Raw genomic sequence first — 13,202 nt, forward strand, 5'->3', positions numbered from 1 at the left:
AGAAAAAATTTCGGCCGACCTGATCCCGATTCGTTTTTCGCGGGGCATGGATAGGGAGAACCCCTCGTTTTCCGCCATCCACGAAGAGGCCTTCCATGCGCGAAACCGCAACACCCCCATCGAACGACACATCTGCACGCCTGCGCCGGCGCGCCTTCGCCCGCGCGCTGCGCGCCGGCCTGTACGGCGGCTTTGCCGCCGCCGTGCTGCTGCCAGCCGGTGCGCTGCACGCCCAGCAGGACGATGCCCGTAACTACACCATTGCCGCCGGCAGGCTCGCCGAAGTGCTGAACCGCTTCGGCGTCGAAAGCGGCCTGATGCTGTCCTTCTCCACCGAGCTCACCGCCGGGCGGCAAAGCGCCGGCCTGCAGGGCCGCTACACCACGGCCGGCGCGCTGCACGAACTGCTCCGCGATACCGGGCTCGAAGCCGTGCCCCAGCAGGGCGGCGGCTACCTGCTGCGCCCGGCACCGGCCAGCGGCAGCTTCGATTCGCCCACCCGGCTGGCGGCGGTGCGCGTGCTGGCACGGCGGGCCGGAGACGGCACGACCGAAGGCACGGGTTCCTACACCAGCCGCGTGACCAGCATCGCATCGAAGACGGATCAGGCCTTCCGCGAGATTCCGCAGTCGGTGTCGGTGCTTACGCGCGCGCAGATCGAGGATCAGAGGCTGGTCGACATCAACGATGCGCTGAAGCTGATGCCCGGCGTCACCGTGAACCGGATGAACGACAATTCCTTCAACTTCTACTCGCGCGGCTTCCAGATCACCGCCATGCAGGTGGACGGCGGCGCCCCGCTGGCGCTCGGCGCCTACACCTACAGTCCGCTGCAGGACCTGGCGTTCTACGACCGCGTGGAAGTCATGCGCGGCGCCTCCGGCCTGCTCGGCGGCATGGGCGACCCCGGCGGGATCATCAACCTGGCGCGCAAGAAGCCGCTGGCCGAGGCGCAGACCGTACTGGAACTGTCCGCCGGCAGTTGGGACCACTACCGCGCGATGGCCGACTTCAGCCGCCCCTTGTCCGAGGACGGCCGCATCCGCGGCCGTGCCGTGGTGCTGTACGAGAACCGCGATTACCACCTGGACCACCGCAGCACCGAACGCCCAGCCTTCTACGGCGTCATCGAGGCCGACCTGGGCGAGCGCACGCTGTTCACGCTGGGCGGCAGCTTCAACCGCCGCAACGAGACCGGCGGCGGCTCGGGCCTGCCGCGCTACGCCGACGGCCGCGCGCTCGACCTCAAGCGCAGCGCCAGCCTGACCCAGCCCTGGGCCTACAAGGACAGCGACGAAAGCGAAGTCTTCGCCCAGTTCGCCCACACCTTCGCCAACGGCTGGGCGCTCAAGCTCAACCTGACCCACAGCGAGACCGACACGGAAGCCAATACTGCCTTCGTCGGCGGCCCGGTCGATCCCGCCACCGGGCTGGGCGTCTGGGCCGGCGGCCACTATGAATACGAGAACCGCCAGGATCTGGTCGACCTCAACCTCAGCGGCAATTTCCAGTTGTTCGGCCGTAGCCACGAGTTGCTGGTGGGCGCGGACTGGCAGCGGGTGAAGAGCCGCTGGATCGCCGCCACCTTCGCCGGCCACTGGGGCGACCCGGCCTACGTGCCCGGCGGCGGCGATGCCTGGAATCCTGACCACGACGTTTCCCAGCGCTCCCACACCCGCTACGGCCCCTGGGGCCAGGAACAGGTCGGCGGCTACGCGGTGCTGCGCCTGCATCCCACCGACCGCCTGCACGTGGTCGCCGGCGCCCGCGCCAGCCGCTACGAGTTCGACCAGCGTATTTCCTCCGCGCCCTCGGCTTCGGCGCCCTGGACCACCACCTCCGACTTGCCGTTCAGCCTCGGCACCAAGATCACCCCCTACGGCGGCGTGATCTACGATCTGGACGACAACTGGTCCGCCTACCTGAGCTATGCCGGCATCTACAAGCCGCAATCGCTGATGCTGTACGGCCCGCCGCCGGGCAGCGGTTCCCTGGAGCCCATCAAGGGCAGGAGCTACGAGGCCGGCCTGAAGGGCGAACTGTACGGCGGCCGCCTCAATGCCACGCTGAGCGTGTTCAACGTCGAGCGCACCGGCACGGCGCTTCTCGACACCCGCTACCCCGCCAACTACCACGCCTATGCGGGCAACTGCTGCTATCTGCCGCAGGGCGAGGTCACCAGCCGCGGTGTGGACCTGGAGATCGGCGGCGAACTGCTGCCCGGCTGGCAGGCCGCGCTGGGTTATACCTACAACCGCACGCGCGACGAGAAGGCCGGCAACACCTTCAGCACCATCACGCCGCGCCATCTGCTCAAGCTGTCCACGGCCTATACGCTGCCGGGTGAGTGGTCGCGCTGGAAGGTGGGCGGCAGCGCGCACGTGCAGAGCAAGACCCTGGTCAGCGGCACCGCCACCCTCAACGGTGTCGACCGGGCCTATGACTTCCGCGAGGGCGGCTACGCGGTGGTCAACACCATGGTGCAGTACCGCCTGGACCCGAAGTGGACGCTGGCGCTCAACGTCAACAACCTGTTCGACCGTAAGTATTACGAGAACATCGGCGATACCTGCTGCAGCAACTGGTACGGCACGCCGCGCGGCGCCATGCTGACGCTCAGCTACCGGCAATAGATCGACAATGAACGGCCCCGGTAAGCGCAACACCGGAGTCGTTCATTGCATCACTACCCGCCGTACAAGAGCACTGTACTTCTCCAGCATGGCATCCGTGCTCAGCAGATAGGCCGGCAAGCATTCCGCCTGGGCGACCAGCAAACGATCGAACGGGTCGCGGTGATGCCAGGGCAGATGGCGGACACGCCGGGAATGCGCCGCCATGACCGGAAGTTCGACAAAGCCGGTTTGCACGGCAAGCGTTTCGATATCTTCGGGCTCGAAGTCGAAATCCTCACGCAAGAGCGAGCGCTTGATGGCGATCTCCCAGATGCTTGCCGCGCTGAACAGGATGGTATTGCCGGAGTCCTCCAGTTCGCTGCGCACCTTCTCCGGCAAGCGCTCCGGAGCAATCAGCGCGGCGAGCAGAACATTGGTATCAAGCAGCAGAGTGCGGTTTCCAGACACGGCCAGCTCTCAGACGCCACCTTCGAACATCGCACGGATTTCATCCTCGCCCAGCGCATCGAAATTCTCGGGCATCGTGAAACGCCCCTTCCCCAACCCCAGACGGCGCGGCTTCGGATGCACTGTTTCCAGTGCGACAAGCCGCGCTACCGGCTTGCCCGCACGGGCGATGACGATCTCTTCGCCAGCCGCGGCCAGATCGACGAATCGCGACAAATGCGTCTTTGCTTCGTGAATGTTGACCGATTGCATGGCTTCCTCCGCCAGATTCATGAACTTGGTCAACCTTAGTCCGCCATCCTCGCGATGTCCAGCCGGTAACAGGACCCGGAGATGCACCACCGCCGCAAAAGCATAAGGAGCTTGAATCAGCATTACTCCGCTGGCAGGCGCAGCGCCATCGCCACGATCCTTGACGGGCCGATCCGTGCCCAGGAGAATAAGAACGCTTCTCGATATCAAAATAATCTGAAAACCGCCCTGCTGGACAGCCAGCTGTTACCGTTTTCGCAGAGCATTCCGTGTCCATCGCCCCAGTCCAGCCCGTTGCCGATCTGTACGCCGACCACCATCACTGGCTGCATGTGTGGCTGCGCAAGAAGCTGGGCTGCTCGGAGCATGCAGCCGACCTCGCCCACGACACCTTTCTGCGCCTGATCGACCGCGATGAACCGGTCGAGCTGCGCGAACCACGCGCCTTTCTGACCACTATCGCCAAAGGGCTGGTTGCCAACCACTTCCGCCGCCAGAAAATCGAGCGCGCCTGGCTTGATGCCCTGTCCAGCCAGCCGATACCACTGAGTCCCAGCCCGGAAGAGCGGGCGCTGATCGTCGAGGCGCTGCTGCGGATCGATACGCTACTCGACGGTCTGCCGCCCAGGGTTCGTTCCGCCTTCCTGCTTTCACAGCTCGAAGGCCTGACTTATGCAGAAATCGCCGAACGTCAGGGGGTCTCGGTGAGCATGGTCAAAAAATACATGCTGCAAGCCGTCACTCACTGCATGCAGATCGAACTGCCGTGACCCTCTCCACGCAGGAACCCACTGCCGAGATGCTGACCGAGGCCGCACGCTGGTTCGTGCTGCTGGCATCCGGCGAGGCGACAGAGGCCGAGCGGGAAGGCTGGCGGTCCTGGCTTGCAGCCGATCCGCGACACAAGGCCGGCTGGCAGCGCGCCGAAACCGCCATGGCCCTGTTTGCCGATATTCCGCGCGAACAGGCCCACGCTTCGATCGAAGCCCTGGAACGCCGCCCGGCCCTGCGCTCACGCAAGCGCCGCCGCGTGCTGGGCAGTATTGCAGGGCTGCTCGCGAGCAGCCTGATCGGCTGGCAGGGCTGGCGACGCAGCGACTGGTCGGCAGACCATTACACGGCCATCGGCGAACAGCGCAGTCTGCATCTGGCCGATGGCAGCGTGCTGCTGCTGGACACCGATTCGGCCATCGACCTTGCCTTTTCCAGCCAGCTTCGCCTCATCCACCTGCGGCGCGGCCGGCTGTCGCTGACGACCGCGCCGGCAAACCCGTCTCCACGGCCGCCACTGATGGTGCAGACCGCGGAAGGCCGGGTTCAGGCACTGGGCACCCGCTTCACCGTCCAGCAGAGCGAAGGCAGCACCAGGGTCGCCGTGCAGGAAGCCCGCGTCGCCATTCACCTGAAATCAGCTGCGGACCCAGCCCCTGTCCTGTCCGCCGGCGAAAGCGCCCGTTTCGACAGATTCGGACTGAGCGAACAACGCGCCGCCCACCCCCATGAAAACGCCTGGACCCAAGGCATGTTGATCGCGGACGACCTGCCGCTCGCCGAACTGATCGCCGAACTGGCGCGCTACCGCCAGGCACCGCTGATCGTCGACCCGAGCACCCGCGATCTACGCATCTCCGGTACCTATCCCCTGGCCGATACCGACCGGGCCCTGTCCGTGCTGGCCGACATTCTGCCGGTTCGCATCCTCCCCCTGCACGACGGCGACCCCGGCCGCGGCCAGATCATCGTGCGCCGTCGATAAAAAACTCGCTCCGGCGCTGTACTTTTTGTGCGCTCGATTGGCATGGAAGGAAAGCCCCCTTTCATCGCAAACCGAGGAATCTTCGATGCACGATCCCCAGCGCTGCCCGCCCCGGCCGCTTCGCCGCCCCATTGCCCTCGCTTTGAGCCTGCTTTTGGGCAGCATCGGCCTGACCGGCACACTGCTGCCTGCCACCGCCATGGCCCAGGTCGCGCCCACCCATCGCTTCGACATTCCTGCAGGGCCGCTCGCTGCCGCACTCAACCAGGCCGGCGCCATTTCCGGCGTGCTGCTCAGCTTCGACCCCACGCTGGTGGCCAATCGGCGCAGCCCCGGCCTGAACGGTAGCTTCAGCATCGAGGAAGGGCTGCATCGCCTTCTTAGCGGCAGCGGCCTGGGGGTGACACGACGTGACGATGGCAGCTACATGCTGCACAGACTGCCGGATGCCCCGGCAGGCACTGCAGTCTTGTCCGCAGTCAGAGTGATCGGTATCACCGAAGGCACGGGCTCCTACACCACCAACCTGAGCAACACCGCCACCAAGCTGGATCTGTCGCTGCGCGAGACGCCGCAGTCGATCACGGTGATGACCCGCAAACGCATGGAAGACCAGGGGCTGGACGAAATCAGCAAGGTGCTGGATCAGACCACAGGCCTGTATTTCAACAACACCAATGTGGTCGGAGGCGACAGCAACGCTATCTACTCCCGTGGCTTCGAACTGCAGAACTACCAGGTGGACGGCGTGCCACGTTCACACCGCTTTGGTTTCAAGAACGACATCGCCGACACGGCAATATTCGACCGTGTCGAAGTCGTACGCGGCGCCAGCGGCCTGCTGAATGGTGTCGGGGAGCCGTCTGGCGCAGTGAACCTGGTACGCAAACTGCCTACGGCGGAATTCCAGGCTCACGTCGCCGCCAAGTACGGTTCCTGGGATTTCTACCGCGTAGAGGCCGACCTCGGCGGCCCCCTGACGGAAACAGGCAATGTCCGGGGCCGCATGGTTGCAGTTCATCAAGACAACGGCATGTTCGTCGACCGGGTCGAGATGGAGAAACAGATCTTCTACGGCATCGTCGAAGTCGACCTGACGCCGGCCACCATTCTGTCGGCAGGTGTCGAATACCAGCAGCACGAAACCTCGGGTGCCGGCAGCCTGTTCTCGGGCGCCCCCATCTTCTTCCTGGATGGCTCCAGAACCGGCTTTGGCCCTTCGACCAACATCGCAGCAGACTGGTCATCCACCCAGCGGGACAACCTGACGCTCTTTGCCGGGCTGGAGCACTACTTCGACAACGACTGGAAAATCCGGCTGGATCTCGAACACTCACGCAGAAAATACGACATCACGATCGGCGACGTCAGCCTGAATTACGCAAGCGCCGGCAATGTGGGTTCGTTCCGGGGATTCAAGTATTACGGCGAACCTACGCAGAACTCGGCCACGCTACACGCCACCGGTCCATATCGCCTGTTCGGGCGCACCCATGAACTGGTGATGGGCGGCAGTTATTACGAAATGAAGGAAGACGGCAAGAACCACCACCGGATGGATACGCTGATTCCAGACTACGCCGAACTGTTTCGGCTGATCGGCACCGGCCACTACCCCCGAGGTGACATGAGTCCGACCGGCGCCGGCAGTACCCTGCGCGACTGGCAAAGCGGCCTGTATGCCGCCACCCGGCTCAGCGTCACGGACGACGTATCGCTCATCATCGGCAGCCGCCTGAGCAACTGGAAAACGCGCACGGATCGATTCACCGCAGCGGGCATCACGACACGCGGCAAAACCAGCAAGGAATCCTCCGTCGTCACCCCCTATGCCGGCATCGTCGTCGACCTTGGCGACCATCTCTCCGTCTATGCCAGTTACACGGACATCTTCCAGCCTTCCACCCGTTCCGACGCCAACGGCAATCTGCTCGACCCCGCCGAAGGTTCCAATCTGGAAGCCGGCTTCAAACTCGCCTTCTTCGAAGACAGGCTGAACCTTTCCGCCGCCATGTATCGCACCAAGAAGGACAACGTGCCCGAATACGTGCCCGGCCCCGGCGGCTCGGTCAACAGGGGCCCCACCGGAGAATACGTATACGAAGGCATCGACGGCACCAAGACAACCGGCTTCGAACTTGAAATCGCCGGAGAGCTGACACCCGAATGGCAGATTGCCAGCGGCTTCAGCCATGCCAAGCCCGTCGATGCCAACGGCAAGCCGCGCCTGACCTACATCCCGCGCAAGACGCTGAAGCTGTTTACCAGCTATCAAGTGCTGGAAGACCTGACGCTAGGCGCCAATCTGCGCTGGCAGAATGCCATTTCGAGCAGCAGCCCGCGCCCCTACTCGCAGAGCAGCGTCGCAACGCTGGATCTGATGGCGCATTACGTCATCAGCCGCCAACTCAGCGCCACCTTGAACTTCAACAACGTGTTCGACAAACGCTATTACACCAACATCAACAGTGGCGGCTGGTACGGTGAACCCCGCAGCGCCTATTTGAACCTGCGCTACAGCTTCTGAACCGTGCTGCTCAGCGGCATCCGACTCATGGACTCCTCCAGGCAGAGTCCCAACGTCATCCATGCGATAACAGATCGCCGCGACAGTCCTGCCCCTCGTTACCGATCCTCGCGCGTATGCCAGATTCGCAGAATGTAGATCGTCCCGCCCTGAATTTCGTAGCGCATCTGGTACCGCCCGACGAGTACGTGTGCGGTCAGAACACGGGTTTCGGCTTTTGGCATGATGCTCTCCTTGAATCCGGTTCGACTCTTCTCAATCCGATTTGATTTCAATCGTAGTGATTGAAGTTGAATCAATCAACGAAAATTCAGCACCAGCCTCATGTGTGCTGCCAAAGTACAAAACTCAATCGCAACACGCACGGCGAGCTGGAGACGAAGCTCGCCGTGCCGCCCACCTGGCGCATGATCTGCTCGACGATGGCCAGGCCCAGTCCTGAACCGGGCGACTCGGCACTGCCCTTGTGGAAGCGCCTGAAGTATTCGTGCTGGCACGCCAGCGGCACGCCCTGCCCCTGGTCCTCGACTTCGACATGGGCCAGTCCCGCCTTCGCATCGCAGCCGATGCGGACGCTGACCGTTCCCGCACCGTGCACCAGGGCGTTTTCCAGCACGTTGACGATGACCTCCCGCACCAGGCCCGGCGTTCCCTGCACCAGTGGCGCCACCGTTTCCTCGTCGATCGATACGTCGCGCCCACGGGATTCGAACATCGGATACAGATGGGCGATGACTTCGCGTATCAGGACCGAGAGCTGGCAAGCGTCCGACTTGTTCGCCTCCGGGGTGTGATCCTGCCGGGCAAGCATCAGCAGTTGCTCGGTCACCCGCCTCAATTGCTGGAGATCCTGGCGCACGACCCGCCAGTCCACCCGCCCCTCCTGCTCGAACTTCTGCAGACGCAAATCCACCACCGTCAGCGGTGTCCTCAATTCATGGGCGCCGTCGGCGAGTATCTGCCGTTCGGCCTGCAGGGCTTCGCTCAGGCGGGCGACTGCGCGATTCAGCGCACGCCCCAGCGGACGGATCTCCTCGGGCAGCGACGCTTCCGGTATCCGTTCGGTTCGATCGGGGCCGATTCCCTCGGCCAGACGTGCCGCGCGGCGCACGGGCGCCAGCGTCCAGGCCATCAGCGCCCACAGCAGAATGCCGAACAGCAACATGAGGGGCATCAACACCAGCAGACTGTGTCTGAGGCGTGCATCCAGCAAAGTCTGAATGGCTTCGCGCTCGTTGACGTCGCGCCGCGCCACCATCAGCACCCCGCCATCGTCCAGCGGTACCGGCACATTGATGATCCGGCCGATGTCACGGCCGAACCAGAAACGCTCGGCGAGATCCTCCAGGGAATCCTGCCGCAGGCGCAAGGCGCGGCTGCGGTCGGCGGACATCCACAGGACTGCTCCATCCGCGGAATACAAGGTGTAGGACATGTCGCCCCCCGCATGCACGGCCGGGAGCTGCGCGGTATCGCGGCTTTCGACAAAAGCCGCGACGGCATCGCGTGCTTCCAGAAATGCCAGACCGCGCCGCAGCACGTCGCGTACCGTGCAGGTAGAGGCTCATGCAGGTGGCGCACACCGCGACCACCACCACCATCGAGAACAGCACCCGCCAGCGCAGACTGGTCGCCATCACCCGGGCACGGTCATGCGCTGTTCGGCCACCAGGCGATAGCCGATGCCGCGCACGGTATCGATGCGCACGTCCGCGCCCAGTTGCTGGAGTTTCTTGCGCAGACGCGACACCAGCGCCTCCACCGCGTTGAGCGAAGCCGGCTCATGGCTGGCATAGATGCATTGTTCGAGCCTGTCCTTGACGGCAATGCGGGGCGCGATCCGGATCAGTTCCTCGAACAGCATCGCCTCCCTGCGTGCAAGGTCCTGCAACTGGCCGCCGATCCGCAACTGCATCGACGAAGGGTCGTAGGCGACGTTGCCGAGTGTCAGCAGGACCTCTCCGTCGTTCCCCACGCGCCGCAGCAGCGCGCGCAGGCGAGCGACCAGTTCAGGCATGTCGAAGGGTTTGAGCACATAGTCGTCGGCGCCGGCATTGAGGCCGGCGACGCGGCTCTCCAGCGCGTCGCGCGCAGTCAGGGCAATGCACGGCAGTCCTGCTCCACCCTTGCCGGCCAGCTCGCGCAGAATCTGCATGCCATCCATGTCGGGCAGCCCCAGATCCAGCAGGAGCGCGTCGTAGCGATGCAGCCGAATCGCGGTCAGGGCCTGCGCGCCCGTCGCCACCGCGTCCACTGCGAACCCCGAATACTCGAGATGATTCACCAGCAATTCGCGCAATTCGCAGTGATCTTCGACAACCAGAACCTTCATCGCACATCTTGCTCCGCCGGGCGCGCCCTACTCATCAAAACTCCGCAGTCACGCCCAGATACAGGCGACGGCCGTCGAGGGTCTTGCCGTAGTCCGAGCTGTTCACTTCCTTGTCGAACAGATTGTAGATGCCGGCAAAGGTGTTGAGGTGCTTGTGCAGCCGGTACGAGCCGCCGATATCGACCAGGGTGTAGCCGGGAATGCTGGCGGTACCGTCCTCGATCGTCTTGCTCTTGTACTTTGCCTTGGCCCACATGCCCGCATGGTCGCCGATCTTCCAGTCGAGGCCGAGGTTCACCATGTGGCGGGGCGTGTTGTTCAGCGGCCTGCCCTTGCTCGCGCCGCCGGTGATCTCGCTGTCGGACCAGGTGTAGTTGGCGTTGAAGCGGGCAGCCCGGCTGATGGGCATGCCGAAGGTCGCCTCCACACCGTTGAGCCGCGCGGCATCGAGGTTGATGTACTGGCTCATGCGGTTGCGCCACGAACCGTCCGGCCCCTGGCAGTTGGCCATCCCGCTCGGGCTCTGGCAAATGGTGTGGGTGCCGATCTTGTCTTCGAAATTGGTCCGGTAGACCGTCAGCCCGGCATTGAACCGCTGCGGATCCGTCCAGTTGATGCCGAGCTCGTAGTTCGTGCTGCGCTCGGGCTTCAGGTTCGGGTTGCCCTTGTCCCACGATGCGCCGCGCGCGGCGTTCTCGACGATGCGGTCGTCGGCCTGCTTGAGGGTCGGGGTCTTGTAGCCACCGCTGACGCCGCCCTTGACCACCAGTTGCGGAGACAGATGGTAGACGCCGTACAAGCGCGGGGTGACTTCGTTGCCGTAGTGCTGGTTCCGGTCGTAGCGCAGGCCGCCGGTCAGCGCGAAGTCGTCGGTCAGGTAATACTCGTCCTCGATGAACAGCGCCGCCTGCCAGCGCGACAGCTTCAGCGACGAGGACCCGGGGAAGCGGCTGGCGTCGTGATCCGTCTCTTCCTTCTTGTGCTCCAGGCCCATCGTCAGCACCTGGCGCTCCAGCCTGGCCACGGTCTTGGAATTGATGGTCGTCGCCCGGTAGGCCGACTCCAGGCTGCCGTTCTCGATATCGACCTTTTCCTGCAGGATGAAGCTCTTCGTGCTGATCGCCGAGTTCCAGTCGATGTCGTGCATCAGGCTGAAATGGGTGCGCTTGTTGGCCATGTCGCCGGCGCTGCCGGTCTTCGCGGTGCGCTCGTTCTCGTGCTCCGCCACGCCGGTCTCGAATTCGAGGCTTTGCGCCTCGCTGAGCTTCCAGCGCAGCTTGCCGGTGATGTCCTCACGCTCCTTGCGCGCGTAGCCGCCGATGAAATCGTCCTCGCTGCGCTTGTACCTGGAGCCGTACAGAACCAGCGCCAGCTTGTCGTTCACCAGCGGCCCGTTCAGGTAGAAGCGCCCCTGGTAGGTCTTGCCGGCGTCGTCATTCTCCTGCAGCACGGTGTCGAGCGTGACGCTGCCCGTCCAGCTGTCGGTCACCTTCTTGGTGATGATGTTGATCACCCCGCCGAGCGCACTGGAGCCATACAGCGAGGACATCGGCCCGCGCACGACTTCGATGCGCTCGATGGCGGACATCGGCGGCAGCCAGCCCACCTGCGCGCCGCCGCCGAAACCGTTGTAGTAGGCCTCCGACGAAGCACCGAGCGGTTTGCCATCGACGAGGAACAGCACGTAGCTCTCGCCCATGCCGCGAATGTTGATGGACGTGCTCTCGATCTTGCCGCCCGACCCGCCTTCGATGCTGATGCCGGGAAGATCCTGCAAGGCATCGGTCACGTCCCGGTAGTACTTGCCTTCGAGCTCTTCCTTGGTGATGACGCTGATCGTCGCCGGCGCCTCGGCGATGGCCTGCTCGAAACCGGACGCGGTGACAACGATCTCGTCCATCCTGCGTTCGCTTCCAGCCTGTTGCGCAATTGCAGCCGAAGAGGCGCATGCCAGCATGGCCAGCACCAGGGACGACGGGGATTTGGGGGAAATCAGAGACTGCACGTGAGACATTATCGGTACCAGAAATGAGTGCATGGAGAAGGATTCGTTGTCCATCCCTTGTCTTGGAATGAATTCACGAATAAGAATCACTCTCAGTTTTGCACTCTTTCCTGATCGCAAGCTGACGTAGCCATGCTCCCCGGCTCGGGGCGGTGGCATCTGCAGGAGGCGAGTCAGTGCAAACGGCGGAAGTTCACGCGGCTGAAACCAGCGCTACGCCGATACGGCGGCATGCCCGCCCTTTCTAGGGCAGCACCAGCGTCGCCGCGTGCCCGCGCACCGCGCATATCCGCTGCACCGCGGCCAGGCGCGGCGACTGCACTTCGCCCTGCTCGAAGGCGACAATGGTCCAGTCGCCCCGCAGCCGTTCGAGCAACTCGTTCGGCCGCAGCAGGAATTCGGGATTGCTCGGCTTGCCGAAACGCTCGTTGCCGAGCATGAAGGTCTCGTAGATCAGCACCCCGCCCGGCCGCAGCACGGTGAGCAAGTGGCCGAAGTACGGGCGGTACAGGTAGTTGGTGACGACGACGGCGTCGAACTGGCGTCCGGCATACGGCCATGCCTCGCCTTCGAGATCGGCCTCGCGGGTGCTGACCTTGGGCAAGCCCTGCAGAAGCTGCAGCGCGATGCCGTCGCGGTCGACCGCTTCGACACGGAAGCCGCGCTGCGCCAGCCAGCGTGCATGGCGGCCGCTGCCGCAGGCGTAATCCAGGATTGCGCCGCCCGAGGCGATCAAGGGCGCGAATCGCGTCACCCAGTTGGAAGGCGTGCTCGCGGCGGTGTGCAGGAGGTCGTGCATGGGCTGTTTCCGTTATCCCTGGTCATGCGGGGTCGTGTGGCGGACATTCTAACCAGCCTGCCACCGAATGCAGCGGCGTCGTTTCCGGCAGTACCGATGATCGTCATGACCATCGGGTCGGGCCGGCATGCCGCCGCATTGCGCAACGAATCTGTGCTATAGATTCAGGCCATCGCCAGCATGCCCGCCTGGCCCATCGGTGGTTTCCGACAAGGCAATGGATCGCGTTCCGGACAAGGAGATTTCAGCGCCAATCAGGACAGCGGCCCGTATCGCCACGGGTCTTGCGCCATTGCTTGCCGTCCCGCCGTCGCTCGCCTCCGACGGCTTGCTTCGGCCCACCGATGGGCAGGGCTGGCTCTGGCCGGTGCTGTGCCTGCTGGCCGGCCTGGTGGCGGGATATCTTCTCGGCCGCCGCAGGAATGCGAATGACCATTCCGCTGCATCG

Annotated in this window: 11 protein-coding genes; 4 read left to right on the forward strand and 7 right to left on the reverse strand. The window is 64.0% G+C overall.

Annotation, left to right across the window (positions count from 1 at the left end):
• Positions 1 to 95 precede the first annotated feature (95 nt).
• Entirely contained in the window at positions 96 to 2,633 is a 2,538-nt protein-coding gene (locus tag AAFL97_RS10305) for a TonB-dependent siderophore receptor (protein WP_341644822.1), read from the forward strand.
• A 42-nt stretch (positions 2,634 to 2,675) separates the two neighbouring features.
• On the opposite strand, the gene AAFL97_RS10310 is transcribed toward AAFL97_RS10305, so the two are convergent.
• Both AAFL97_RS10310 and AAFL97_RS10315 read right to left on the reverse strand, forming a co-directional pair.
• Positions 2,676 to 3,083: a type II toxin-antitoxin system VapC family toxin gene (locus AAFL97_RS10310; RefSeq protein WP_341644823.1), complete on the reverse strand. Its 408-nt coding sequence runs from the start codon at positions 3,081 to 3,083 to the stop codon at positions 2,676 to 2,678.
• A 9-nt stretch (positions 3,084 to 3,092) separates the two neighbouring features.
• On the reverse strand, positions 3,093 to 3,458 hold the full coding sequence (locus AAFL97_RS10315) for a type II toxin-antitoxin system Phd/YefM family antitoxin (RefSeq protein ID WP_341644824.1): 366 nt from the start codon (positions 3,456 to 3,458) through the stop codon (positions 3,093 to 3,095).
• Between the two features lie 152 nt (positions 3,459 to 3,610).
• Between AAFL97_RS10315 and AAFL97_RS10320 the strand changes: the two genes are divergently transcribed.
• The 3 genes from AAFL97_RS10320 to AAFL97_RS10330 all read left to right on the forward strand — a co-directional run bounded on the left by AAFL97_RS10320 (position 3,611) and on the right by AAFL97_RS10330 (position 7,618).
• On the forward strand, positions 3,611 to 4,105 hold the full coding sequence (locus AAFL97_RS10320) for a sigma-70 family RNA polymerase sigma factor (protein ID WP_445954531.1): 495 nt from the start codon (positions 3,611 to 3,613) through the stop codon (positions 4,103 to 4,105).
• A 29-nt stretch (positions 4,106 to 4,134) separates the two neighbouring features.
• A complete protein-coding gene (locus tag AAFL97_RS10325; RefSeq protein ID WP_341644826.1) occupies positions 4,135 to 5,091 on the forward strand; it encodes a FecR domain-containing protein in 957 nt (318 codons plus the stop codon).
• Between the two features lie 85 nt (positions 5,092 to 5,176).
• Positions 5,177 to 7,618: a TonB-dependent siderophore receptor gene (locus tag AAFL97_RS10330; protein ID WP_341644827.1), complete on the forward strand. Its 2,442-nt coding sequence runs from the start codon at positions 5,177 to 5,179 to the stop codon at positions 7,616 to 7,618.
• Between the two features lie 98 nt (positions 7,619 to 7,716).
• Here AAFL97_RS10330 and AAFL97_RS10335 read toward each other — a convergent pair whose 3' ends face one another.
• The 5 genes from AAFL97_RS10335 to AAFL97_RS10355 form a co-directional block, all read right to left on the reverse strand.
• Positions 7,717 to 7,842: a hypothetical protein gene (locus AAFL97_RS10335; RefSeq protein ID WP_341644828.1), complete on the reverse strand. Its 126-nt coding sequence runs from the start codon at positions 7,840 to 7,842 to the stop codon at positions 7,717 to 7,719.
• A gap of 98 nt (positions 7,843 to 7,940) precedes the next feature.
• Positions 7,941 to 9,053 carry a sensor histidine kinase gene (locus AAFL97_RS10340; protein ID WP_341644829.1) on the reverse strand — a complete coding sequence of 371 codons (1,113 nt, stop codon included), beginning with the start codon at positions 9,051 to 9,053 and terminating at the stop codon, positions 7,941 to 7,943.
• Between the two features lie 201 nt (positions 9,054 to 9,254).
• Positions 9,255 to 9,950 (reverse strand): response regulator transcription factor, encoded by a 696-nt coding sequence (locus AAFL97_RS10345; protein WP_263462796.1) that lies wholly within the window; start codon positions 9,948 to 9,950, stop codon positions 9,255 to 9,257.
• A 34-nt stretch (positions 9,951 to 9,984) separates the two neighbouring features.
• Positions 9,985 to 11,850 carry a TonB-dependent receptor domain-containing protein gene (locus tag AAFL97_RS10350; RefSeq protein ID WP_341644830.1) on the reverse strand — a complete coding sequence of 622 codons (1,866 nt, stop codon included), beginning with the start codon at positions 11,848 to 11,850 and terminating at the stop codon, positions 9,985 to 9,987.
• Between the two features lie 349 nt (positions 11,851 to 12,199).
• Positions 12,200 to 12,754 (reverse strand): class I SAM-dependent methyltransferase, encoded by a 555-nt coding sequence (locus AAFL97_RS10355; protein WP_341644831.1) that lies wholly within the window; start codon positions 12,752 to 12,754, stop codon positions 12,200 to 12,202.
• Positions 12,755 to 13,202 lie beyond the last annotated feature (448 nt).

The sequence above is a fragment of the Thauera sp. SDU_THAU2 genome (genome assembly GCF_038260575.1).
Taxonomy (GTDB): Bacteria; Pseudomonadota; Gammaproteobacteria; order Burkholderiales; family Rhodocyclaceae; genus Thauera.

What these genes read in the sequence shown, in the direction of transcription:
- AAFL97_RS10305 (WP_341644822.1), top strand. Translation starts at nt 96, where the DNA reads ATGCGCGAAACCGCAACACCCCCATCGAACGACACATCTGCACGCCTG.
- AAFL97_RS10315 (WP_341644824.1), bottom strand. Translation starts at nt 3,458, where the DNA reads ATGCTGATTCAAGCTCCTTATGCTTTTGCGGCGGTGGTGCATCTCCGG.
- AAFL97_RS10325 (WP_341644826.1), top strand. Translation starts at nt 4,135, where the DNA reads ATGCTGACCGAGGCCGCACGCTGGTTCGTGCTGCTGGCATCCGGCGAG.
- AAFL97_RS10330 (WP_341644827.1), top strand. Translation starts at nt 5,177, where the DNA reads ATGCACGATCCCCAGCGCTGCCCGCCCCGGCCGCTTCGCCGCCCCATT.
- AAFL97_RS10335 (WP_341644828.1), bottom strand. Translation starts at nt 7,842, where the DNA reads ATGCCAAAAGCCGAAACCCGTGTTCTGACCGCACACGTACTCGTCGGG.
- AAFL97_RS10340 (WP_341644829.1), bottom strand. Translation starts at nt 9,053, where the DNA reads ATGTCCTACACCTTGTATTCCGCGGATGGAGCAGTCCTGTGGATGTCC.
- AAFL97_RS10345 (WP_263462796.1), bottom strand. Translation starts at nt 9,950, where the DNA reads ATGAAGGTTCTGGTTGTCGAAGATCACTGCGAATTGCGCGAATTGCTG.
- AAFL97_RS10350 (WP_341644830.1), bottom strand. Translation starts at nt 11,850, where the DNA reads ATGGACGAGATCGTTGTCACCGCGTCCGGTTTCGAGCAGGCCATCGCC.
- AAFL97_RS10355 (WP_341644831.1), bottom strand. Translation starts at nt 12,754, where the DNA reads ATGCACGACCTCCTGCACACCGCCGCGAGCACGCCTTCCAACTGGGTG.